Here is a 21,526-nt window from a genome sequence, read left to right on the forward strand (position 1 = left end):
GGAAACGTATGAAAACTATATACGAGAACGAATCCACTCCTCGGAAAGACGGCTACCGCATGCCGGGCGAGTTCGAGCCGCAGAAGCGCATCTGGATGCTGTGGCCGCATCGCCCCGACAACTGGCGCGACGGCGCCAAACCCGCTCAGAAAGCCTACGCCAACGTAGCGCGCGCCATCGCCCGGTTCGAGCCCGTTATCATCGGCGCGAAGCCCGAGGACTATGAGGCCGCGCGCTTCGAGATGTCTGAGGACGAGAACGTGCTGGTCATCGAGATGGAGTCAGACGACGCATGGATCCGCGACTGCGGTCCCACGTTCGTGGTGAACGACGAGGGCGGCGTTCGCGCCGTGCATTGGCACTTCAACGCTTGGGGTGGGCTCTACGACGGCCTGTACTTCCCCTGGGATCAGGATGCGCTCATCGGCATGAAGGTGGCCGACCTCGCCCACGCCGACCGTTACCGCCCCGACCAGTTCGTGCTGGAAGGCGGCTCCATCCATGTGGACGGCGAGGGCACCGTCATCACCACCGAGATGTGCCTCCTGTCGCCCGGCCGCAACCCGGAGCTCTCGAAGGAGGACATCGAGGGCTATCTGCGCGAGTACCTGAACGTGGAGAAGGTCATCTGGATCAAAGACGGCATCGACCCCGACGAGACGAACGGCCACATCGACGACGTGGCGTGCTTCGTTGCGCCCGGCGAGGCGGCCTGCATCTGGACCGACGACGAGGAGAGTCCCTTCTACGAGGCCGCCCACGCTGCCTATGAGACGTTGTCGCAGGCCACCGATGCGAAGGGGCGCCAGCTGAAGGTGCACAAGCTGGTCATGCCCAAGGAGCTCACCTACATGACGCAGGAGGAGGTAGACGCCGTCGACGTGGTGGAGGGCACGCTTCCCCGCACCACCGAGGACTACGCCATCGCCTCCTACATGAACTTTCTCATCGTCAACGGCGGCGTCATCGTGCCGCAGTACGACGACGAGTACGACGAGCTGGCCCTCGACCAGGTACGCGAGATGTTCCCCGATCGGGAAGTCGTGGGCGTGTCCACCCGGGAAGTAGCCTACGGCGGCGGCAACATCCATTGCATCACCCAGCAAGAGCCTCGGGCAAACGCGTAGGCTCGCCCGTTTCAGGGCCGGATCGACAATGCTTGTGAGGTGTTGGCGATTCGGCCCTTTGTCGCGTCTGCGGGCGTTCAAGCGTTTTGAAGGGGCGACGAATCAAGGCGCGATGGCTGTTCGGGAAGGCGATGGCGAGCGAGCGCTTCGGCACGTTTGCGCTGCGAACAGCTTTTTATTATCGATAACGTCATGTGATCATCGATCGCTTTGCTAGAATGAGAAGGCAGAGGGGTTTCCGAGGCAAGGGGTATGCTCTTGCGGCAGGAAGGATGGCGCATGGGGGATTCGAAAGGGGTGTCGCGGGAGGATATCCCCGGCATCGAGGACATCAAACCGGCGGCTTTGCAGGTTTTGGAAAGCGGGAGATCGCGATCGCTCGCTTCGTTTGAAAGCGAAACGGCGAAACGTCTGGGACTCACATCGGCGCAGCGAGCCTTTTGCGTCACCGGCAGTTCATCGGCCCTGTTCTCCAATCGTTTTGAGAAGGCTCGGTCGGAACTCCATCGTAATGGCATGATCGAGTATCCGGCACGAGGCAAAGTACGCCTTGGCGACAGGGGACAAGCCAGCGCAAAGAGCGAGCTGGAAACTGAGCCCGATCAAGCTCCGGAGGCTGGAATGCGCGTGCCCGAAGGGGGTGCTGCAGCCGAACCCTCCGACGAATCGCCGGCCATGCGGGACAAACCCGATGCGGGAGCGACAAGCCAGCAGGCGACCGGGGAATGCGGTTCGGGTTCGTACGAGGGCGGCATCACCTCGCTCCCTTCCATAGAACGATCCGAGCCGAAAACCGATTCGATCATCGCGCTCGTGCTTGCTGCAGTCGGTCTTGCCCTGAGCTTCACCGGCGTGCTTTCACTTGTCGGCGCGCTCTGCGGTGCCGTATCGCTGGGGTTCTTCGTTCATGACCGGCGCAAGAAACCCTCTTCTTCCGGTATGACTGCGCCAAAGGCGACGCTTGCGCTCGGGATATGTTCTGTCGTGCTCGGAGTCATGGTCGCGTTGGGAGGAGCTGCTTCGGGAGGTGTTCACAACGAGGCTCAGCAGCCTTCCAGTTCGTCCGTTCAACAGGAACCGAAAACGGTTGAAGCACCCGAGGAGCATGAACTCGATTTTGTCGTGCAGAGCGATGAAGAGCTTGCGCCCGCTTCGGTCACGGTGATCGTGAGTGGAACGCAAACGGATGGCGTAAAAGTGAGCGAGCGTCATGAAGCGGCGATTGGCAAAACCTATACGCTCGCTTGTTCGCCAGGACGGTACTCGTTCGAGATCGATGCATCGTCGCTTGCAGTCGGCGAAGTGCTACTGAAGGCGGATCGAGTCGAGTGCTCGTTCGATGGCTTGAAGGATCGTACGGTCAGCATCAAGATAGTGCAGGATGCCGAGGCGATGCAGGCTCGGGCGGCGCAAGAAGAGGCCGAACGCCAAAAGGCCGAGGAAGAGGCTGCTGCAGCCGCTGCGGCAGCAACGGCGGAGCAGGAGGCCGCCGCTGCTGCAGAGCGCGAGGCGGCTGCTGCCGCAGCGGCTTCGGCTGCGGACGACCGTGGCGGCGACACCGTGTATCTTACGAAAACAGGTGAAAAATACCATCGTGACGGATGTTCGTCGCTGCGGAAGAGCAAAATTCCGACAACGCGCTCGGAAGCCGAAGCCCGCGGATACGAACCCTGCAAGAATTGCAGACCGTAGAGGCCCCGACGAAAAACGGAGAGGCGGCCGCCCGTTTGCGCGGGCGGCCGCCTCGGGCCGGGGTCGCCGCATCGTTGGAGACGGGTGCGATGCGGCTGGGAGCGGTGGCGCCAGCTTATGCCGGACGGATCACCAGCTCCTGGATAAGGCTGTTGTCGAGCGTGCATACGCCGTCGTTGCAGTTCTCGATCTGAGCGAGGGCGTGGATGATGGTGCCGTTGTAATCGGCGTAGAAGTTCACGGTGCGCTCATCCACCACGTACGGATCAAGCATGCCGAAGCCGCCGAACATGAACTTGTTGTGGTAGGACATTTCGATGGCGTTGCGCCCGTACAGGAAGGCGTTTTGCCGGCCGGCGACGGAAGGGCAATAGTCGAATAGGCGGCAATCCTCTTCGAAGCATGCTGCGAGCGCCTCGTGGTCTTTGTTTTGCATCGCCGAGACCAAATCGTTGATGACCATAGTCGCCTCCTAGTAGACTTTCTCGGAATTCAACAGGGCATCGGTGCCGCCGTCCACGAACAGGACCACCCCGTTCAGGCCGCAAGCCTCGGGCGAGGCGACGAACGCCATGGCATTCGCGATCTCGATAGGATCCATGAGCGGCTCCTCGCCAAAATGGGTGGGCACGGGGATGCCTTCCATGGCCGCGCGCTGCTGGGGCAGCATGTTGGCCGTGATAGCGGTGCGCACGTTTCCTGGTGCAATGGCGTTCAGGCGGACGCCGCGCGAACCCCAGTCAGGACTCATGCGGCGCACCCAACGGGCGAGCGCATACTTCGTCGAAGCGTAGTAGATATGCCCGACGGCAGGATCGACGTCCTTGACCAGCTCGATGATACGATTTTCGTCGGGGTGGTTGTTGAGCATGCCTGCTACGTCCATGCGCGCCGCTCCCTGGGCGATGGAGTTCGAGGAGGTCACGACGCAGCTGCCCCCCTTCTTTTCAAGAAGATCGAACACGCCGTGCGCCATTTCGGTCGCCCCGAAGTAATTGAGCGAGATAATGAGGGATATGGGAACCTTGCCTCCCGAGACGCCTGCGTTGCAGATCATGGCATCGATGCCGTCGGGATAGCGCTCGTGCAGCTCTGCGATGGCGCCTGCGCGCCCCTCCTTCGTGGCGAGGTTCGCATCGATGTCGCCGTTTTTGAGGTCGATGTTGACTACCTCGTGGCCTCGGCCGCGCAGAATCTCGGCGGTCTTCGCTCCGATGCCGCTCGTAGCTCCGGTGATGACGTAAATACCCATAAGCCTTCCCTTCTGCGGAATGCGCTACGATTGACGCAAAGCACGCTTCCTGTCCGAGATTGGTGTTCGGTACGCACATCATCATAGCAACCCGACATCGTGGATTCAGAGGTGCTTAGGTCAGCGGTAGGTGAGGTGTTACGCGTGGCGGGGATGCTCGGCAGACGGTGTCGAACGGTCGGGATGCGGTGCACAGGCCCCTGCTCCATGTTGCTCGGAGGCGGTGCCGCCTGGCGAGGGCTCTGCGTTCTGGCGCTCGATCCGATTCGTTGCGGACGCCAGTAGGTGCGGCAGGCGTTCCAGCACTGTTGCAGCCAATGTGCCGGTCGCATATCCTGTCGCTGTTCCAACGACGAGCAGTATGGGCAGATAGAGCGCGATTTGAGGTGTTGCGGTGAGGATCGCTGCCATGGCTATCTGTCCGCAGTTGTGCGCGACGGCGGCCGCCATGCAGCATAGGCGCACCTTCCCGCGCGCGTTCAGATGGACGAAGGTCAGGGTGACAGCGAGCGCACAGACTCCTCCGACCAGGCTGAATGGGAGGGCGGCCAGCTGACCGGCGAGCACGGCGCAGAGCAGGATACGGACGGCCAGCACGACCGTCGCTTCTGCCGGGCCAAGCCAAAACGCGGCAATCACGGTGACGGTATTGGCAAGCCCTAGTTTCATCCCGGGGATGGGGGCAGGCATCGGCACGAGAGCTTCTGCGGCGGCGACGGCCACGGCGAGTGCGGCGAGCAGCGCGCAGCGGCACACTCGGCGGGTGGCATTGGGATCACGCTGCGCCAACGACTGCGTCCGGGCCATTGGGCGTCCCCTCTCCTTCGCGTTCGATAATGATCGTCAGACCATGGGGCACGCAGGCTATGATCTGTCCCGGCCGCTCGATCCAGCCCGTGCGCACGCATGTCCTGTCGGGACAATCGGCATCCGCCACGCGGATGCGGCCGCCGTCGAGCTCGATGAGGTTGCTGCCGCGGTCGTCCTCGAAAAGGAGAATATCGAATTCGTCTGTGTTGCCGAGATCGATGGTCTGCACGACTGCGCCGTCGCGGGACACGATGGCCTTCGTGCGTTCGCCATGGGTTCCCGCTGTTGCGCTGCCGCCTACGGCGAAGCAGGCGGCCAAGAGGACTGCGACGGCAAACACGATGCCCGCGAACACGATCTCGGCACGTTGGGCCGTGAGCCGCTGCGGCGCGCTCATCGCGGTACCGTCTCCACGCGGCCGTCGTAGGCGGCAGAGGGCGCGAAGGATGTGGAAAGCCCTTCCGTCACGAGCACCGATCCGTCGCATGCGATGAACACCGCTTCGAATGCCAATGCCTCGTCATTCTGTGTCGCGCGCCATAGGTCGACGGCGCGATCGACTCCGAGCACGAATAAAGCCGTCGACAGCGCATCGGCTTGCGCGCCGCTTGTTGCGACGACGCTGACGGAAGACAGTCCGCTTTCAGCTGGATAGCCCGTTTCGGGGTCGATGAGATGATGGCGTCGGATGCCTTCGCTGTCGACGAAGTATCGCTGGTAGTCTCCCGAGGTGGACACGGTCGCCTCGGAGAGCTGGAGCGTGCCGGCGAGCGCTTCGGGATTGTGCGGGTCTGCGATGCCGACGGTCCATGGCGTCTCGTCGGGTTTCGATCCAAGCACGGTCACGTTCCCGCCGAGGTCGACGAGCGCGCCTGTTGCATTGCGATCGCGGAGCTCAGCGGTGATTCGGTCGGCAGCGTAGCCTTTTGCGATCCCCCCGAGGTCGAGCTGGGCTTCGTTATCGAGCGTGACTGCGCCGCTTGCAGCGTCGACGTCCACGGAGCGAAAGCCGACGCGGGTGAGCGCCGTCTCGATCTCGGCATCCGAGGGTGTCCGGTAGTTGCCGCTCGTGAAACCCCAGGCGCTCGTAAGCGGGTAGATGGTGGGATCGAAGGCCCCGCCGGTCGCTTCCGCCATGCCGAGCGCTTCCTCGATAAGCTTTTCTACGTCGTCGGGCGCGGGCAGGGGTTCGTCGGCGTCGTTCAAACGCGCAATCCAACTGCCATCCTCAGTGGGCGAAAGCGCCTCGTCCAGCCCTCGTACGATTTCAGTGCAGCTCGAAAGGGCTTCATCCGCCTCGTTGCGATCGTGTGCGTGCACGGTAACGGTCATTGCGGTGTCCATGGCCGTAAACGACGCGGTTGCCGTCGCCGTGTCGTCGTTTTTTGCAGCGCAGGAGGAAAGCGAGAACGCGGCCAGTATGGCGAGCGCGATGGCGGCCCGCAGCATGGGGAGGCGCGGACCCGTGTTCCGGTGCCGGTTGAGGCGCGGAACTCGTTCGATGCTCACGGGCACGTCGCCTCCTCCTGACGCGATCGACTTGGCCGGCGAGCGCCCTTGCCTTCAGGGCTTCGTCTGCCGTTCGGCGCGGGCGGGTTTTCCGAATCTTCCGTCTAGCGTATCGGACATCTTACGCCACTGGACCCTATGCGACGGCATGCTTCGGTCAAAGGGCTGTTCAGACTATGGTCGGTCGAAGCGAGATCGATGAGGAGGGGAGGAGAGAAGGCGGCAAGGCATACGCCTTGCCGCCGGTAACAAAACGCATGTTCGCGTGATACAATGCGCAAACGAAAGAGCGGTACCCTCTGACGAAAGCGAGGCATCCATGATGCGCGACCCCGAGCAGACCATCGGCAACCTTGTCGACCACCAGAACGCCTCGTTCGTCGGCTCGGTGGACGGGGACGGCTTCCCCGAGATCAAGGCGATGCTCCCGCCGCGCCGTCGCGAGGGCATCCGCACGTTCTACTTCACCACGAACACCTCGTCGATGCGGGTGCGGCACTACCGCGCGCACCCGCAGGCATGCATCTACTTCATGGACCGGCGGTTCTTCCGGGGCGTCATGCTCAAGGGCACGATGGAGGTGCTCGAGGACGCCTGGGCGAAGGAGCTTATCTGGCAGGAGGGGGACACGACGTACTATCCGCTGGGCGTGACCGATCCCGACTACTGCGTGCTGCGCTTCACGGCCGATGCGGGGCGCTTCTATCAGAACTTCGGGTCGGAGGACTTCACCGTGCCGGAGCCGGTCGCCGAGGAGCCGGGCGCACCGGAGGCATGACGCTTGACCCACCAGGTGGCGGCCACGCTGAACAGGAGCGTCTGCGCGAGTATCTCGAGCGTTCCTCCGATGCTGATGCCCAGGGGCGCGTCCGTGGGCGCGAGGTAGATGAAGCCCTCGATGGAGTCGGGCGAAGGGGCTGGCGTGTTGAAGATGCCAACGATGGCTATGACCGCCCACACGACGAGCCAGCCGTGCTTGCGCTCCATGAACGCGGGGCGGATGAGCCAGAGCACAAGGGAGAACAGCGCGCCGCGCACGATCTGGAATACGGGGGCCAGCCCGACGATGGGGTCGTCCAGGGGGCGCATGCCGATGGCCTCCACCGAGGATTGGTAGTCGAACAGAAACATTGCCGCAAAGCCGCACAGGGTGTAGGTGAGGACGTGCGCGACCGTGACCTTCGTGCCGAAGGCGAGCTTCTCTTTCATGGGTATGCCTTTCTGCAAAGCGGGTTGCTGTTGTGGGGCTGTAGGGCAACGGCTTTGCCCCTGACGCTCGGCAGCTGCAGTGCCATAGGTTCTCCGGCAAGGCCAGAGCCTCCGCCCTACGTTCGATAGGCTGTTTCGTCGCAGCGGCCGTTAGTGACGGTTCTGGTTGCGGTAGCGTTCGAGCGCCGCGTCGTAGCCGCCGGCGGTCTTCTTGAAGTAGACGGTGTAGCCGATCGTAACTCCTGCAAGGATGAACAGGTACACGATGGCGAACGTGGCCCAGACGCCCGGATCGTCGAGCGGGAACCACGGGCCCGCCCACGCGCAGAGGGCAAGCACGGGCAGGCCGCAGGCGCCGAAGCCCGCGATGCGCACCGGGTAGGCGAGTTTCTTGAACACGGCGCCGGTGAACCACAGCGCCTGGAGCGCCGCCATCCCGAAGGCGGCGCCGAACACGCTCAGGGTGAGGTTGAGCCCGTAGCTGGGCCCGGCGAACAGGTATCCCATGCCCGTGAACCATAGCATGACGATGGTGAACATGATGCACGCGGCGGAGGCGGCTTGGACGGCGATCTTCTTCATGGGGGCTCCTTCTGACGGAGGGACGGTCGGGGGTCGGGGGGGTGTGCGGCGCGATCGGCGCCGCACAGCCTACAGTCCGAGCTTGTGCTTGATGGCGGGCGCGTACTGGCGCGACACGATCACGGCCTCGTCGTTGTCTAACATGAGCTGCAGGCGCGCATTCAGGGCGGGCCGGATGGACGCGACGTGGTCGAAGTTCACGAGCATCTGCTTCGATGCGCGCACGAACTCGGTGCCCGCCAGCTTGTCCTCAAGCTCGTAGAGCTTGAGCGGCGTCCGGTACACGGCATCGGCCGTGTAGAGGAACGTCCTGCCGTCCACGGTCTCCGCATAGCAGACCTCATCCCGGTCGATGCGGTGCACGGCGCCGTCGCGCTCGCCCGTGAGCGTGCGGTCGTAGGCGCCCAGCGAGGCGACGATGCGCTGGACGCGCTCGTCTATGCGCGGGCACGCGACGGACACCTCGATGTCGTCGAGCGCGGGATTCTCGGTGATGGTCACGTTCATGGTGCGCGCCTTCCCGTCGGTGGGGTTGCGGTGGTTGGCCGATGCCGCCAGTATGCCCAACCTATCGCGCCTGCACAAGGCGCCCGCGGTCGAGTTGCACTGCGGCGCACGCAAGTTGCACGGCCGGGGTATCGTCGCGAAGGCGCGCGTAAGGCGTGCTATCATAGCGCGTGCGGACATGAAAACACGGCCCGGTTGGTAGTCCGGGCGCGAGAGTCGCCCTTTGAGCCGAAGTAGCCCGGTTTCGCAAGGATTCCCGTCAGTAACCTGCCTCCTTGGTTGTCCATTTTCCGCGTGCCAGCTACATACAAGGAGGACGATCATGAACGTCATCGCTTCATCCACGTTGACCGTGTTTCACGACGGCCAATTCTGGATTGGAATTTGCGAGCACATGGACGAGGGCCGCTACGGCGCATGCCGCATTGTGTTCGGGGCAACAGAGCCCACCGACACGGAGCTCCTCGCTTTCGTGTGCACGCGTTGGGCTTCTTTGCCGTTCGGGCTCGTTGAGGGTGCGGGCATTCAGGCGCCACCCCATGCGAACCCAAAGCGTCGCCAGCGCGAGGCGCGCAAACAGGTGGAGCATGCGGGCATCGGGACGAAGGCCCAGCAGGCCATGAGCGCCGCCTATGAAGAGCGCAAGACGGAGCGGAAAGCGGCCTCGCGCGAAGCCCGCGAGGCCGAGGCTAAGCGTCGATTCGCCCTCAAGCAGGAGAAGCGCAAGGCCAAGCACCGCGGGAAATAGAAATCGGACTCCCGCCGGCAGGGGGAGACGCGGATGCTTCGCGTGAAGCATGTCCTGGCACCCTATTCGGTGCGACTTCGCTTCGATGGTCGCCCCTCCCTGTATTTCTCGCCATCGGGTCGCTAGAACAGACTGGCCTGTGCGCCGAGGGGCTGGGCGGGCTTGTACGCCTTGATGATGTCGGACATGCGCCACAGAAGCCCGTGCTGCTTGCACAACGCGCGGAACAGGGCGCGGTTCTCGGACGCGCGCGGGCTGTTGCAGAAGTAGCGCTCGCCGAAGGCTGCGCGATAGCGTTCGGGTAGCGCGGGGTCGACGGAGGACACACGTTCGAGGAAGTGCTCGCGCTGTCGGTCGCGCATCGTGACGCCCGTCAAGTGGAAGACGAACCGCGCGCCGGCCGCCGCCGTGCCCTCAACGACGCCGCGGATCGTGTCATCGTCGTCCGTCACCCATGGCAGCGTCGGCGTGAACAGCACGCCGCAGAACACGCCGGCGTCGGCCAGCTCTGCCAGCGCTGCGAACCGTTCGCTCGGCGACGGCGCGTGCGGCTCGATGATGCGCGCCAGCTCGTCGTCGGCCGTGGTGACGGTGATCTTCGCGATGGCGCCGCCCGCGCGCCCGATGGCGCTCAGCAGGTCTATGTCGCGCGTGACGAGGGCGCTCTTCGTGTCCACCGAAACGCCGAAGCCGAACTCCTCGACCAGCTCGAGCGCCCCGCGCGTTACGCGCAGCTCACCCTCGAACGGATTGTACGTGTCGGACATGGCGCCGATGCCCACGACGCCGCGCGTGCGGCGGCTGCGCAGCTCGCGTCGCAGGATGGCCAGCGCGTCGAACTTGACGCTCACCTGGTCGAAGTCGTCGATGCGGTAGCACTCGCTTCGACTGTCGCAGTAGATGCAGCCGTGGCAGCAGCCCCGGTACAGGTTCATGTTGTAGTCGATGCCGAACCATTCGTTTCCGTGCGTGCGCACCTTCTGAAGGATCGACCGCGCGCGCACGACGGGGCAGGGGCTTGGCGCGGCATCGCTCATGCGGATGCGGGCCTCACGGGATGGCGCAGCACGGTGCGCAGGTTCTCGGGCTTCGTGCGGCGCGGATCGCCCAGGTAGATCTCATGGTGCAGGCGCACCGAGGGAACGCCTCCGCACGTATCGAGCATGTCCATCATGGCCTCAGTGCTAGCCGGGTCTCTTATGTCGCTCGCCAGCTCGCTTGCGGCAACAAACGCTTCAAGCGCTTCGATGGTAGCTGGCTCGTCGTCGTAGGGGCCTTTGTGCAGCACTTGGGCGCACGGTCCTTCCGCAAACGTCACGAATCGTGCGCGCGTCACGTCGAAATCGGGTTTTTTGGCCGCCACCTGCTCGCGGGCCCAAGCGAACACCTCGGGCGTGACGAACGGGGGTAGGCGAATCAAGGATATCCATTGCAGAAGGTTTTTGTCCACGATGCTGCGTCCGTCGAACCCTCCCGTAACAGTCCACCAAAGGCCCTCCAACGGCGGCACGACGTAATCGAAATAGCCGTCCGGTTGCCAATTCCCCATCTTCGTCATTTTGATAGTGAAGGAAAAGGCGTACTGCAGGGCAAGCGCATCGGCGTAGGAGCCGTTTTCCTCGTTCGGATCTCCCGCACCCGCTATGGCGACGAAGCTCATGGCCGGCACGTCGACGAGGGCCGGCTTCTCCTTCGGCAGATAGAGATCGCGGTATTCCTTCTTGAAGTCGAATGCTCCAGCCACGGCTTCTTTCCCTTCGTTCATGCACGCACGATTGGGCGCGCGCAGGTTATCGTGCGTCGGCGGGTGCGGCGCCCTTCCAGCGTTCGAGCGTGGGAAGCAGCGCCTCCATGTAGGCGCGCGCCTCGTCCTCGGTGAAGGGCGCCTCGGGTCCGGCCATATTCGACACGCAGATGTCCACCATGTCTTCCATGGTGCATTCACCGAGGTAAGAGCCATCCGCGTAGCACCACTTGCAATGATGCTCGCTGGGGGAGCCGTCTGCTTCCGTGCCCAGCAGGCTCGCGTCCGCAAGAGGCATGCCGCAGCTTTGGCATACGGTTTGCAGGGGCATGTCGAGCAGCTTCTCGATGGGCACGTTGAACTCGGTGGCAATGAGCTTGAGCACGTCGATGCCCGGCTGGGTGTCGCCGCATTCCCAGCGCGACACGGCTTGGCGCGTCACGAACAGCCGCTCGGCCATCTCGGTTTGGGTGAGGCCGTTTCGCTCACGCAGCTCGATGAGTGTCTCCTTGATGGCCATGGGTTCCTCGATTCTCGTCGGATGGATGCAAGCGCATTCATGGAACCATGCCCGCCAAGCTGCGTCAAGCAACCGGCTGTTGCCATTATGCCGTGACGAATACCCCGCGCTTGAAGGCGGCGAACCAGGTGTCGACGCCGCCCCAGGGCTCGACGCCCAGGCGCTCCACCACGAGGCGCGCGAACTCCACCGACGCCGCGCCGCTCGCCGTGATGATCGCCCCGCCGTCCACGGCCGGCTCGAAGCGGAAATGCTCCTGTCCTCGGTAGGCGGGTGCCAGCTGGGCGAACTCGAAGTCCGCGTTACCGGTGTGGTCGCACGCATCCAGGTAGCCGTGCCGCGCGAGGAACGTGCATGCGCCGCAGATGGCGGCCACGGGCACGCCGCCCGCGACGCAGTCGTCGATGACAGCCAGCACGGCGTCGTTTGAGCCGTCGAGCCAGGTCTCGCCGCCTATGAGGATGAGCAGGCGCAGATCCTCGGGCAGGGAGTCGGCGGCCAGGTCGCACTGGACGGCCAGGCCGCCAATGGAGCGCCGCAGGCCCCCGTCGGCCGACATTGTGCGCACTCGGTAGCCGGCGGTCGGCCGGTTGAGCTCAGCGCACGCAAGGCCCGCCTCCCAGTCGGCGAATCGTTCCGGCAGGTACGCGACGACGCTTCCCTTCGATGGCTCCATGATGCTCCCTCCTTTCCTTGGACGCGTCTACTTGAGCGCTACGAAGATGTCGATGTCGGCGTTGGACATGTCCTCGCCGGGGAGGTACCCCTCGAAGTCGAAGGTGAAGGCCCGCTGCGCCGTGAGCTCCTCGTCGGCCCAGATGGCGGCCCATACCTCCTGCACACTTCCCACGCAGTCGCCGCCGCGGACGGCGAACTTTGCGTAGCGGCCGGCGGGAATCTCCAGGCGCTCCATGCCCTCGGGCGCGTCAGCGGCGTTCGTCTGACAGCCGATGAGCAGCTTGTAGCTCATGTCGGAGAAGTCGTAGTCGCAGTACAGCCCGAAGCAGCCGTAGGGCTCCACGCGCACCTCGGGAATGGCGCGGTCCATGCCCTCGCCCATAAAACGCTGCCACAGTTGGCCGATGACCGCGCCTTCCTCCGGCGAGTTGTTGGACGCGCGAACGGCGGAACCTGCGACGGTGCGTGCGGGAAGCTCGACGATCTCGTAGTTCATGGTGTTCCTCTCGTTGAAGTTTTGATGACGGGGAGCACGATACGCGACCGAACCGGACAGGGCGTGACCGGTTTTGGAAAATTGTTCGGGAAACAGGGCGGCAAAGGGGGACGCCTTCTCTCCCTTTTAGAGAGCAGGAGTCCGAGCTTCTTTCTCTTCCGAGGCCTTCAGGATGGCGAGAGCTTGATCTCGCATCCATTCGCGCAGTTCGTCCGGCTCTTCCACCGTCATGCCGGCGCCGAACGACAGCAGGTGATGGCGCGCCCGGTCGGTGAGCTCGGTATCGAACGTCACGCGGAAGCGTCCGTCCGGGAGGGCTTCGATGGCGTCGGGCGAGAACTCCTCGCGCACGCGCGGGTCGCCCGGCTCGAATGCGAGCACGACGTGCGCCCGGTTGCGGGCTGAATAGTTTTCCACGAGGTCGGGCGGCAGCGGGCGCGGGTCGAACGTCTCGTCCTTCAGCTCCATCGTCTCCCAAACCATGCGGATAACCTTAAACGTACGCCAGTCCCCGCGCTCGCGGCACCAGGCGCGCACGTACCAGGAGCGGTCCTTGTACAGCAGCCTCGCCGGCTCCACGGTGCGCTGGCTCGTGCGGTCGGCCGCGTCGCGATACTCGAACGAGAGCAGCCGTCGCTCCAGAATACCGCGTTTTACCAGGTCGAACGCCCGCCGGTACGCGGCCGGCGCTCCCCAGAACGAGAAGTCGATGTCCAGCCAGTCGGCGCCCTCCCGCCTGAATAGGCGCGCGACGCGCTCGGGAAGCGACGCGTCGTCGGCGGCCCCCGTCTGGCGTAGGGCGGACAGTGCCGCAAGGATCTCGTCCTGTTCAGCATCGGTCATAAGAGAGCGGTCCAGCACGTAGCCTTCCATAAGGTGCACGCCGCCGCCTTTACCGCGCGTCATGAACACCGGAACGCCCGCTGCCGAAAGCGCCTCCACGTCGCGGCGGACGGTGCGCTCCGACACTTCGAGGCGCGCCGCCAGCTCGCCGGCCGGACGCGGCGAGCGTTCCATGAGCAGGTAGACGATCTCGAACAAGCGCTGCGATTGCATGGTCTGCCTTTCCGAGCGGCCCGTCTCCGGCAGGGCACACGAGAACGTCGTGCGCGGTCGGGACGGTCGCGCTACACTAATTCTCGCATACTAGCACGGAAGCGAAAGGGCGCACATGGAACGTATGACCTGCAAGCAGGCGGACGGATCGCACATCGTCGCGCAAGGGGCGGCGGAATTCGACGATGACGGCTCTTTGCGAGGGCCTGTCGTGGAGCGATTGGCGGCGTTCGAGAACGTCGTCGAGGCTTTGGAAGCGCGGCATGCGAGCCTCGCTGCGGAACTCGAGGCATTGAAGGCGCGCGGGCGAATGCGCGGCGCGACGGGTCAGCAGCTGCTCGCGCAGAAGATCTCGTGCTCGACGGCGCTGAATATGATATCCGACGAGCTTGGGCGGGAAGGCTGAGCGGGCTTTCCGACACGCCGCTCCAGCTTGTTCCGGCCGCGACGCATCCGGCTCCGTCTCTCGCTTCGTCGACGCCGACGCAGATCAGTCCTTTGTGGATTCGCGCATGGGGCCGCACACGGGCCGCCGTGGCCCTCCTGTGTATTTCGCGGTGGAAGGCTTGCCGAATATGCGCCGATACGAAATACTTGAGCGTCAGTCAGGGCTACGGGTCTGCAAACGAACGAGTGGCGCAGCGGCGCCAAGAAGGAGCATGCAGGTAGCGCCATGAGGTTTGTTTCCCAACGGGTAGAATGCGCGAGCGCTGTTGGCGTTAGCCGCGCTGGTCGGCTGATGCTTGCCTGTGTGCTCGCGTTCGCGCTCGTCCCCGCTGTTCCGTCTACTGCTCGCGCTGTGGGCGTGGCTGAGGCACAGGCGGCGCTTGATGAGGCCGAGGCGCGCATGCAGAGCATCGCGTCGGAGCATGACGCGCTTCAGAAGGAAGTCGACGATCTGCAAGCACGCATCGACGAAACAGCTGCGCAGGTGCTCGAATCCCAACAAGGAGTCGTCGAAGGCCAGACTGCGCTCGGCAAGACGGCCGTGTACCAGTATCGCGGCGGCTCGGTGGAATCTCTATTGACGCTCGTTCTTGAGGCGGAGGATTTCGATGCGTTTCTCCGCAGCATGTCCTATCTTGAATCTGTCCTACAGTTCCAATCGGACGAGATCACCGCGCAGCAGGAGCGTGTCGCCCAGTTCGAAGCCATTGCCAGCGACCTCGATTTCCAGAAGAACGAGCAGGAGAAAAAGCTCGCCGAGCTCGAGGAGAAGGAGGCGGAGGCCGAGCAAGTGGTGGCCTCGGCGTCCTCTCAGCTCCAGAGCGCGCAGGCTGAGGAGGTTGAACGACTTGCTGCGCTCCAGCGCGCCGCCGAGCAGCTGGCAGCCTCTCAAGAATCCGAACAGGCCCCGATAGCGAGCGATGCAAACACGGTCGATCGCGAGGATGTGGTGGATCCGGGAACCCCGGTGCAGCCCGACCCGAAACCCGTTGCCCCTGATTCCGGCTCTAATTCGGGAGGTTCTGATTCGGGATCGTCTGAGAGCGGTTGGAGGACGGGTATCGCATCCGCTTATGGCGGCTCGACCGACCCTTATACTCCGAATCCCGGCACCACGGCCACCGGCGCCGTGTGCGACGACTGGTCGATGGGCGTGGCCGTGCCCATGGCGTGGCCGAACTATCGCTCCTATTTCGGCCGTACGGTCGAAATTTCCTACAATGGCAAGACCGTGTATGCGACCGTGAACGACTGCGGCGGCATGGGTGGCGGCAGCCGCTCGCTCGACTTGCAGCCCGGTGTATGGAAGGCGTTCGGCTATTCGTCCTGCACCGCATGGGGGCTGCGCACGGTTAGCTACCGCTTTCTGTAGGATCGGCCTCAAGGTCCCGGCGGCTCTTGCTTCGTCGGATCCCTTCGTGCAAAGGGACGTCCTGCGCTTCGCAGGTTTACGCTCGGGCTTCTCTCGCGGCGGTTCCGTTTGCACGCTCGCGCGCTGCTCGCGTGGAAGCTCGGAGGAATTTCTCGCGCAGCGGCACCCGTTTGCGCTATACTGCATCGTTACACGCGATGACGAAGACAGCGCCGCATGCGAAGGTCGTCGGCAGAGACGGGTGCCACCGGCTGAAAGCACCCGGGCGACGAAAGCGGCGATTCCCTTCTGAGCAGTGCGTTTGAAGGCGGATGCAGTCCTGATTCGACGGACGGCAAGACGTGCAGTAGAACGCGCCGGGCGCTCCCGTCACAGAGCATATGAGCGGGCGGCCGAAAGCCGTGCGCCCCATCGTCGCGAGACGGGCGGGTGCGCAGCCGAGGCTCGTCAACCGAGGTGGTACCGCGAGAGCCTTCTCTCGTCCTTGGATTCCGGGATGCGCATCCCGTTGAGCAAGGGCGAAAGAGGGCTCTTTTTGTTGCCCGCATTGGCGTTGCACGGCGGGCAAAGAGAGACGGAAAGGAAGCGAACATGGCAATCGTGGAGGAACTGACGGCGCTGCGCGAGCAAACGCTCGGCGATGTCGCGCAGGCGGCCGACACCGCCGCGCTCGATCGGGTGCGCGTGGCCGTGCTGGGTAAGGCGGGCACGCTCACGGGGTACCTGCGCGGCATGGGGCAGGTACCCAAGGAGGAGCGCGCTCAGGTGGGCAAGATGGTGAACGAGGTGCGCGTCAAAGTGGAGGAGGCGCTGGCCGCGCGCAAGGCGGCCCTCGATGCCGCCGAGCTGGCCGCCGCAATCGACGCGGCCGCCGTGGACGTGACGCTGCCGGGCCGCGCCCAGCAGATGGGCACGCGGCACCTCATCAACCGCATCACCGACGAGATCTCCGAGATATTCCTCGGCCTGGGCTACACGGTGGCCACGGGCCCCGAGGTGGAGACGGATTACTACAACTTCGAGGCGCTCAACGCCCCAGCCGACCATCCCAGCCGCAGCCTGGCCGACACGTTCTACGTGGTGGACCGCTCGGGCGACCAGGTCGCTGTGCGCGGCGAGTCCGACGTGCTGCTGCGCACGCAGACTTCGGGCGTGCAGGTGCACGCGATGGAGGACAACGAGCTGCCTATCTACGTGATCGCGCCCGGCAAGGTGTACCGCCGCGACGTGGCCGACCCGTCCCACCTGCCCCAGTTCACGCAGATCGAGGGCCTCGTCGTGGACGAAGGCATCACGTTCGGCGACCTGAAGGGCACGCTCGACTACCTGTGCAAGCAGCTGTTCGGCGAGGAGCGCAGGACGAGGTTCCGCGCCCACTACTTCCCGTTCACGGAGCCTTCGGCCGAGGTGGACGTGAGCTGTGGCATCTGCCACGGCGAGGGCTGCCGCTTCTGCAAGGGCACCGGCTGGCTGGAGATCCTCGGCTGCGGCATGGTGGACCCGAACGTACTGTCTATGTCCGGCATCGACCCGGAAAAGTACTCCGGCTTCGCCTTCGGCATGGGGGTGGAGCGCATCGCCTGCTTGAAGTACAACGTGCCGGATCTGCGCATGCTGGTGGAAGGCGACATGCGCTTCCTTCGGCAGTTCTGAGGTTTCTGGCGGCGACGGCGGGGCGGCGCCCAGTCGCTCGAACAGTCCTCGCTGCGCTGCGGAACTCGCTTGGTGGGCGCCGCCCCGCCGTCGCTTTCACACGGTTGACGTTGTTGCGGCTCGCCTGATGACCGGGATCCGGCTTCAAGTCGAGGGAGTCGGGCAGGCGTGGGCATGGTGAGAGGGGTTGACCTGCGCGTTTTGCTTTCTTGGGAGGCGCGAGGGGCGGGAGTGGTTCGGAATAGTATGCGCGACGCGCATAGACGATAGGAAGAACGATATGAAAGTATCTTTGAAGTGGCTGAGCGAATATGTGGACGTGCCTTCGGACACGAAGGCGTTCTGCGATCGGCTCGATCTGACGGGCACGGGCGTGGAGGCGGTGGAGAGGACCGGCGCGGCGCTCGACGGGGTGGTCGTGGGGCACGTGCTCACCTGCGAGCTGCACCCTGACAGCGACCACCTGCACGTCGTGACGGTTGACGTGGGCGCAGGCGAACCCGTGCAGATCGTGTGCGGCGCGCCGAACATCGCGGCGGGCATCAAGGTGCCGGTGGCCACCGTGGGCGCGGTGCTGCCGGGCGACCTCAAGATCAAGAAGTCGAAGCTGCGCGGCGTTCCCAGCTGCGGCATGTGCTGCTCGCAGCGCGAGCTGGGGATGGGCGGCGATCATGCGGGCATCTGGATCCTGCCCGAGGACGCGCCCGTAGGCATGCCCATCGCCGATTTCGCGCAGCTCTCCGACACGGTGCTCGACCTGGAGATCACGCCGAACCGTCCCGACTGCCTTTCCATGGTGGGCATGGCGCGCGAGGTGGGCGCCATGTACCGCACCGACTACGAGAGCCCGCTCGGGCGCATGGCGGGCAAGCTCGTGCTGGACGCCTCCTCGGCGCCCGTCGACGAGACGGTGAGGATCACCATCGAGGACGCGGTGCGCTGCCCGCGTTACACCGCGCGCGTCATCCGCGGGGTCAAGGTCGGGCCGAGCCCCGACTGGATGGTCGAGCGCCTGGCGGCTATCGGCCAGCGCTCCATCAACAACATCGTGGACGTGACGAACTATATCCTGTTCCTGTTCGGCCAGCCGCTGCACGCCTTCGACCTGGACAAGCTCAAGAATGCGGACGGCGTGGCGCATATCGTGGTGCGCGCGGCCGCCGAAGGCGAGCGCCTGACTACGCTCGACGGCGAGGATCGCGCGCTCACGCCCGATATGACGGTCATCTCCACGCCGGAGCTCGGTGCCGTGGCGCTCGCGGGCGTCATGGGCGGCCTGGACACCGAGGTCACGGACGGGACGGTGGACATCCTGCTGGAGGCCGCCACGTTCGAGCCGGGCCGCACGAGCCGCACGAGCCGCAACCTGGGCCTGTTCAGCGAGAGTTCCATGCGCTACGAGCGCGGCGTGGACGACCACGGCATCGAGGAGCGTTCGGCCGCGGCCGCCGCGCTCATGGTGGAGGTGGCCGGGGGCTCGGTGAGCGCCGCCGTCCGCAACGGCGAGGGCATCGTGGACGAGTGGCCGGCGCCCTCGACGGCGCCCGATTTGCGCTTCCGCATCCCGCGCTTCTGCGCCATGATGGGGGCTGACATCCCGCGCGCCGACATCGAGGACATCCTGCGCCGTCTCGGCTGCGCGGTGGCCGACGATCCGGCGGGCAATGCCGACGTTCTGGCCGTGACGGCGCCCACGTTCCGCCCGGACCTCGAGCGCGAGATCGACCTGTACGAGGAGGTGCTGCGCCTGTGGGGCATGGACCGCATCCCGGCCACGCTGCCCGGCGGCCCCGGCCGCGTGGGCACGCGCTCGCGGATGGAGCACGTCATGGACACGGTGAACGACGTCATGCGGGCGAGCGGCCTCAACGAGACGATGACCTATTCGTTCGCCGAGCCGGGCGACCTCGACCGCCTACGCATGCCGCACGAGGGCCTGGGCGAGCCGGTCGAGCTCATCAACCCCCTGAACGCCGACCAGTCCGTCATGCGCCAGAGCATCGTGCCGGGTCTTCTGCGCAGCGTGGCGTACAACCAGAGCCGCGGCGTGAAGAACGTCCAGCTCTACGAGGCGGGCGCCGTGTTCTTCGCGGCCGAGGGCCGCAAGCAGCCCAAGGAGCGCCGCCGCCTGGCGGGCGTGCTGGCGGGCGCCATGGGCGACGCGGGCTGGAACGCCGCGCCGGCCCCGTTCGACTTCTTCGACGGCAAGGGCGTCGTCGAGAGTTTGGCGCGCGAGCTGGCGCTGCCGAAGCTGCGCTTCAAGCCGCTTTCTGCCGAGGAGGCCCCGCACCTGCAGCCCGGGCGGGCCGCCGCGGTGCTGTCGGGCGGCACGGAACTTGGCTGGGTGGGCGAGCTGCATCCGCTGGCCGTAGATGCGTATCAAGCGGACGCACCGGTTGTAGCGTTCGAGCTGGACGTGGAGGCGCTCGCGAAGGCGTCCCGCCCCGCTCGCGACTACCGCGACGTCCCCACGTTCCCAGCCGTGTCCATGGACGTGGCGTTCGTCGTGGATGAGGGCATCGCGCACGAGAAGCTTGTGCAGTGCATGACCTCGGCGGGCGGCAAGCTGCTGGAGGACGTGCGGCTGTTCGACGTATACCGCGACGAGGCGCGCGTCGGCGTGGGAAAGAAGTCGATGGCCTATGCGCTCACGTATCGTGCATCTGACCGCACGCTCACGAGTGAAGAGGTGGACAAGGCGCACGCCCGGCTTGTGAAGAAGGTGAGCGCAGCCACCGGCGCCGAGGTCCGAGCTTAGCTGAAACACCCGGTCGTCGAGGTATTCCGAGCCTGCGCTTGCAAGAGCGCAGGCTCTTTTTTCTCGCCGCTCGTGCGTCGGTGGGTCGAAACCCAAGGCAAGGCCCAGGTTGGGACGGGATCTCCATGGCGTCCGAAGCCGATCACGTCATCGCGCGGGATACGGCTGCCGCGCAATCTCCTCAAGGTGGACCGGAGCGTGGCGTTCCGGTCGCGCCGTCGCCTGACAGCGCTCGGGGCGGATGCCGTGAAGATGGTGTGGCAGGACGGGCTTGTACGATGCGCGATACGGTCCCTTGGGTCATAATGTGGTGACGAAATCGTGCGGAGCGTCAGCGGTCCGCACGCGAGCGGCGGGATGGTTTCCGCCGCTTTCTCATGCGGAGAGCGGGGACGATCGTGAGCGAGAGCATAGCCGTCGTGACGGATACGAACAGCGGCATCATGGCGGACGAAGCCGCACGGCTGGGTGTGCACGTGGTTCCCATGCCTTTCGTCGTGGATGGCGAAGAGTGCTTCGAGGGCGTCAACCTTGACGCCGAGCGCTTTTACGAGCGCCAGGAAGCAGGCGCGGACATCGCGACGTCGCAGCCCTCCATCGTCGATCTGGGCATGCGGTGGCGCGACTTGCTGCAGGCGTACGATACGGTGGTGTACATCCCCATGTCGAGCGGCCTGTCGGGCTCATGCGAGACGGCGCGCGGCTTGGCCGAGCACTTCGGGGGGCGCGTGCAGGTGGCGGACAACCAGCGCATCTCGGTCACGCAGCGCGAGGCGACGCTCGACGCGCTCAGATGGGCCGGCGAGGGACGTTCTGCGGCAGAGATTCGTGCGCTGCTTGAGGAGACGAGGCTCGACGCGAGCATCTACCTCATGGTGGACACGATGGATCACCTGCGTAGAAGCGGCCGAATCACCCCGGCTGCGGCTGCTGTCGGCTCGGTGCTCAAGATCAAGCCCGTGTTGCAGATACAGGGCGAAAAATTGGATGCGTTCACGGTTGCCAAGTCGCTCAAGGCCGCTAAGCGCGCCATGATGAAGGCGTTGGCACGCGACGTGGACGAGCGCTTCGGCGGCGTGGAGAACGTGCATCTTTATGTGGCCCACACGAACCGCGAAGGCGATGCGCTTGCTCTGGCCGACGAAATGCGTGCCGCCTTCGGCTCGGGTGACGTGTTCGTGGACCGACTACCGCTGAGCATTGCCTGCCATGTGGGCCCCGGCGCTCTCGGCGTGGGCTGCGCCAAGCGCCAGGAGATGTATCCGGCAAGCTGAACCCCCCATCCGTTTCCGTCCCGTCGTCTTGCGGCAATTCGGTGCGCATACGCCAAGCGGATAATCAGTGCTTTACGTATCGCGAAGCATGC

23 protein-coding genes are annotated in these 21,526 nt (G+C 64.8%); 9 read left to right on the forward strand and 14 right to left on the reverse strand.

The window, feature by feature from the left end; genetic code table 11:
• Positions 1-8 precede the first annotated feature (8 nt).
• Entirely contained in the window at positions 9-1,127 is a 1,119-nt protein-coding gene (gene aguA, locus C2L71_RS07205) for an agmatine deiminase (protein ID WP_103265098.1), read from the forward strand.
• A gap of 279 nt (positions 1,128-1,406) precedes the next feature.
• On the forward strand, positions 1,407-2,819 hold the full coding sequence (locus C2L71_RS07210) for a winged helix-turn-helix domain-containing protein (protein WP_170042460.1): 1,413 nt from the start codon (positions 1,407-1,409) through the stop codon (positions 2,817-2,819).
• A 115-nt stretch (positions 2,820-2,934) separates the two neighbouring features.
• Here C2L71_RS07210 and C2L71_RS07215 read toward each other — a convergent pair whose 3' ends face one another.
• The 5 genes from C2L71_RS07215 to C2L71_RS07235 form a co-directional block, all read right to left on the reverse strand.
• Positions 2,935-3,282 (reverse strand): nuclear transport factor 2-like protein, encoded by a 348-nt coding sequence (locus tag C2L71_RS07215; RefSeq protein WP_103265100.1) that lies wholly within the window; start codon positions 3,280-3,282, stop codon positions 2,935-2,937.
• Positions 3,283-3,291: 9 nt separating this feature from the next.
• Positions 3,292-4,071 carry an SDR family oxidoreductase gene (locus tag C2L71_RS07220; RefSeq protein WP_103265101.1) on the reverse strand — a complete coding sequence of 260 codons (780 nt, stop codon included), beginning with the start codon at positions 4,069-4,071 and terminating at the stop codon, positions 3,292-3,294.
• A 138-nt stretch (positions 4,072-4,209) separates the two neighbouring features.
• On the reverse strand, positions 4,210-4,878 hold the full coding sequence (locus C2L71_RS07225) for a Gx transporter family protein (RefSeq protein WP_103265102.1): 669 nt from the start codon (positions 4,876-4,878) through the stop codon (positions 4,210-4,212).
• Positions 4,847-5,278: a NusG domain II-containing protein gene (locus C2L71_RS07230; protein ID WP_103265103.1), complete on the reverse strand. Its 432-nt coding sequence runs from the start codon at positions 5,276-5,278 to the stop codon at positions 4,847-4,849. Before C2L71_RS07230 ends, C2L71_RS07225 begins: the two co-directional genes overlap by 32 nt.
• On the reverse strand, positions 5,275-6,390 hold the full coding sequence (locus C2L71_RS07235) for an FAD:protein FMN transferase (protein WP_129588487.1): 1,116 nt from the start codon (positions 6,388-6,390) through the stop codon (positions 5,275-5,277). The genes C2L71_RS07230 and C2L71_RS07235 overlap by 4 nt, the downstream gene beginning before the upstream one ends.
• A gap of 319 nt (positions 6,391-6,709) precedes the next feature.
• Here C2L71_RS07235 and C2L71_RS07240 point away from each other — a divergent pair, with 319 nt between their 5' ends.
• Positions 6,710-7,168 carry a pyridoxamine 5'-phosphate oxidase family protein gene (locus tag C2L71_RS07240; protein ID WP_103265105.1) on the forward strand — a complete coding sequence of 153 codons (459 nt, stop codon included), beginning with the start codon at positions 6,710-6,712 and terminating at the stop codon, positions 7,166-7,168.
• On the opposite strand, the gene C2L71_RS07245 is transcribed toward C2L71_RS07240, so the two are convergent.
• The 3 genes from C2L71_RS07245 to C2L71_RS07255 form a co-directional block, all read right to left on the reverse strand.
• On the reverse strand, positions 7,096-7,599 hold the full coding sequence (locus C2L71_RS07245; RefSeq protein WP_103265106.1) for a hypothetical protein: 504 nt from the start codon (positions 7,597-7,599) through the stop codon (positions 7,096-7,098). The genes C2L71_RS07240 and C2L71_RS07245 overlap by 73 nt on opposite strands.
• 150 nt (positions 7,600-7,749) lie before the next feature.
• Positions 7,750-8,181, reverse strand: a complete 432-nt coding sequence (locus tag C2L71_RS07250) for a hypothetical protein (RefSeq protein WP_103265107.1) — start codon at positions 8,179-8,181, stop codon at positions 7,750-7,752.
• 69 nt (positions 8,182-8,250) lie between these two features.
• Complete coding sequence (locus C2L71_RS07255) at positions 8,251-8,748, reverse strand: LytTR family DNA-binding domain-containing protein (protein WP_239926466.1); 498 nt, start codon at positions 8,746-8,748, stop codon at positions 8,251-8,253.
• A gap of 262 nt (positions 8,749-9,010) precedes the next feature.
• Here C2L71_RS07255 and C2L71_RS07260 point away from each other — a divergent pair, with 262 nt between their 5' ends.
• Positions 9,011-9,436: a YjdF family protein gene (locus tag C2L71_RS07260; protein ID WP_103265108.1), complete on the forward strand. Its 426-nt coding sequence runs from the start codon at positions 9,011-9,013 to the stop codon at positions 9,434-9,436.
• Between the two features lie 122 nt (positions 9,437-9,558).
• On the opposite strand, the gene C2L71_RS07265 is transcribed toward C2L71_RS07260, so the two are convergent.
• From C2L71_RS07265 to C2L71_RS07290, 6 genes are all read right to left on the reverse strand, one after another.
• On the reverse strand, positions 9,559-10,473 hold the full coding sequence (locus C2L71_RS07265) for an SPL family radical SAM protein (RefSeq protein WP_103265109.1): 915 nt from the start codon (positions 10,471-10,473) through the stop codon (positions 9,559-9,561).
• Positions 10,470-11,180 carry a GyrI-like domain-containing protein gene (locus tag C2L71_RS07270; RefSeq protein WP_239926468.1) on the reverse strand — a complete coding sequence of 237 codons (711 nt, stop codon included), beginning with the start codon at positions 11,178-11,180 and terminating at the stop codon, positions 10,470-10,472. The genes C2L71_RS07265 and C2L71_RS07270 overlap by 4 nt, the downstream gene beginning before the upstream one ends.
• 46 nt (positions 11,181-11,226) lie before the next feature.
• The gene (locus tag C2L71_RS07275) at positions 11,227-11,700 is read right to left on the reverse strand and encodes a zinc ribbon domain-containing protein (protein ID WP_103265111.1); all 474 of its coding nucleotides are present in this window, start codon (positions 11,698-11,700) and stop codon (positions 11,227-11,229) included.
• A gap of 85 nt (positions 11,701-11,785) precedes the next feature.
• Positions 11,786-12,376 carry a DJ-1/PfpI family protein gene (locus C2L71_RS07280; protein ID WP_103265112.1) on the reverse strand — a complete coding sequence of 197 codons (591 nt, stop codon included), beginning with the start codon at positions 12,374-12,376 and terminating at the stop codon, positions 11,786-11,788.
• A gap of 27 nt (positions 12,377-12,403) precedes the next feature.
• The gene (locus tag C2L71_RS07285) at positions 12,404-12,874 is read right to left on the reverse strand and encodes a GyrI-like domain-containing protein (protein WP_103265113.1); all 471 of its coding nucleotides are present in this window, start codon (positions 12,872-12,874) and stop codon (positions 12,404-12,406) included.
• 126 nt (positions 12,875-13,000) lie between these two features.
• Complete coding sequence (locus tag C2L71_RS07290) at positions 13,001-13,930, reverse strand: helix-turn-helix transcriptional regulator (RefSeq protein WP_103265114.1); 930 nt, start codon at positions 13,928-13,930, stop codon at positions 13,001-13,003.
• A 115-nt stretch (positions 13,931-14,045) separates the two neighbouring features.
• Here C2L71_RS07290 and C2L71_RS07295 point away from each other — a divergent pair, with 115 nt between their 5' ends.
• The 5 genes from C2L71_RS07295 (at position 14,046) to C2L71_RS07315 (ending at position 21,434) form a co-directional block, all read left to right on the forward strand.
• Positions 14,046-14,336 carry a hypothetical protein gene (locus tag C2L71_RS07295; RefSeq protein ID WP_103265115.1) on the forward strand — a complete coding sequence of 97 codons (291 nt, stop codon included), beginning with the start codon at positions 14,046-14,048 and terminating at the stop codon, positions 14,334-14,336.
• A 267-nt stretch (positions 14,337-14,603) separates the two neighbouring features.
• The gene (locus C2L71_RS07300; RefSeq protein WP_239926470.1) at positions 14,604-15,749 is read left to right on the forward strand and encodes a coiled-coil domain-containing protein; all 1,146 of its coding nucleotides are present in this window, start codon (positions 14,604-14,606) and stop codon (positions 15,747-15,749) included.
• 591 nt (positions 15,750-16,340) lie between these two features.
• Positions 16,341-17,402, forward strand: coding sequence for a phenylalanine--tRNA ligase subunit alpha (gene pheS, locus C2L71_RS07305; RefSeq protein WP_103265116.1), 1,062 nt, complete (start codon positions 16,341-16,343; stop codon positions 17,400-17,402).
• A gap of 280 nt (positions 17,403-17,682) precedes the next feature.
• Positions 17,683-20,160, forward strand: a complete 2,478-nt coding sequence (pheT, locus tag C2L71_RS07310) for a phenylalanine--tRNA ligase subunit beta (RefSeq protein ID WP_103265117.1) — start codon at positions 17,683-17,685, stop codon at positions 20,158-20,160.
• Between the two features lie 398 nt (positions 20,161-20,558).
• On the forward strand, positions 20,559-21,434 hold the full coding sequence (locus tag C2L71_RS07315) for a DegV family protein (RefSeq protein ID WP_204600466.1): 876 nt from the start codon (positions 20,559-20,561) through the stop codon (positions 21,432-21,434).
• Positions 21,435-21,526: the final 92 nt, after the last annotated feature.

The organism is Enteroscipio rubneri, assembly GCF_002899715.1.
Classification (GTDB): domain Bacteria; phylum Actinomycetota; class Coriobacteriia; order Coriobacteriales; family Eggerthellaceae; genus Enteroscipio; species Enteroscipio rubneri.

Coding starts and splice junctions, on each gene's coding strand:
- C2L71_RS07280 (WP_103265112.1), bottom strand. CDS start 12,376: ATGGAGCCATCGAAGGGAAGCGTCGTCGCGTACCTGCCGGAACGATTC.
- C2L71_RS07210 (WP_170042460.1), top strand. CDS start 1,407: ATGGGGGATTCGAAAGGGGTGTCGCGGGAGGATATCCCCGGCATCGAG.
- C2L71_RS07220 (WP_103265101.1), bottom strand. CDS start 4,071: ATGGGTATTTACGTCATCACCGGAGCTACGAGCGGCATCGGAGCGAAG.
- pheT (WP_103265117.1), top strand. CDS start 17,683: ATGAAAGTATCTTTGAAGTGGCTGAGCGAATATGTGGACGTGCCTTCG.
- C2L71_RS07230 (WP_103265103.1), bottom strand. CDS start 5,278: ATGAGCGCGCCGCAGCGGCTCACGGCCCAACGTGCCGAGATCGTGTTC.
- C2L71_RS07250 (WP_103265107.1), bottom strand. CDS start 8,181: ATGAAGAAGATCGCCGTCCAAGCCGCCTCCGCCGCGTGCATCATGTTC.
- C2L71_RS07275 (WP_103265111.1), bottom strand. CDS start 11,700: ATGGCCATCAAGGAGACACTCATCGAGCTGCGTGAGCGAAACGGCCTC.
- C2L71_RS07240 (WP_103265105.1), top strand. CDS start 6,710: ATGATGCGCGACCCCGAGCAGACCATCGGCAACCTTGTCGACCACCAG.
- C2L71_RS07285 (WP_103265113.1), bottom strand. CDS start 12,874: ATGAACTACGAGATCGTCGAGCTTCCCGCACGCACCGTCGCAGGTTCC.
- C2L71_RS07260 (WP_103265108.1), top strand. CDS start 9,011: ATGAACGTCATCGCTTCATCCACGTTGACCGTGTTTCACGACGGCCAA.
- C2L71_RS07265 (WP_103265109.1), bottom strand. CDS start 10,473: ATGAGCGATGCCGCGCCAAGCCCCTGCCCCGTCGTGCGCGCGCGGTCG.
- C2L71_RS07295 (WP_103265115.1), top strand. CDS start 14,046: ATGGAACGTATGACCTGCAAGCAGGCGGACGGATCGCACATCGTCGCG.
- C2L71_RS07245 (WP_103265106.1), bottom strand. CDS start 7,599: ATGAAAGAGAAGCTCGCCTTCGGCACGAAGGTCACGGTCGCGCACGTC.
- C2L71_RS07300 (WP_239926470.1), top strand. CDS start 14,604: ATGAGGTTTGTTTCCCAACGGGTAGAATGCGCGAGCGCTGTTGGCGTT.
- aguA (WP_103265098.1), top strand. CDS start 9: ATGAAAACTATATACGAGAACGAATCCACTCCTCGGAAAGACGGCTAC.
- pheS (WP_103265116.1), top strand. CDS start 16,341: ATGGCAATCGTGGAGGAACTGACGGCGCTGCGCGAGCAAACGCTCGGC.
- C2L71_RS07215 (WP_103265100.1), bottom strand. CDS start 3,282: ATGGTCATCAACGATTTGGTCTCGGCGATGCAAAACAAAGACCACGAG.
- C2L71_RS07290 (WP_103265114.1), bottom strand. CDS start 13,930: ATGCAATCGCAGCGCTTGTTCGAGATCGTCTACCTGCTCATGGAACGC.
- C2L71_RS07225 (WP_103265102.1), bottom strand. CDS start 4,878: ATGGCCCGGACGCAGTCGTTGGCGCAGCGTGATCCCAATGCCACCCGC.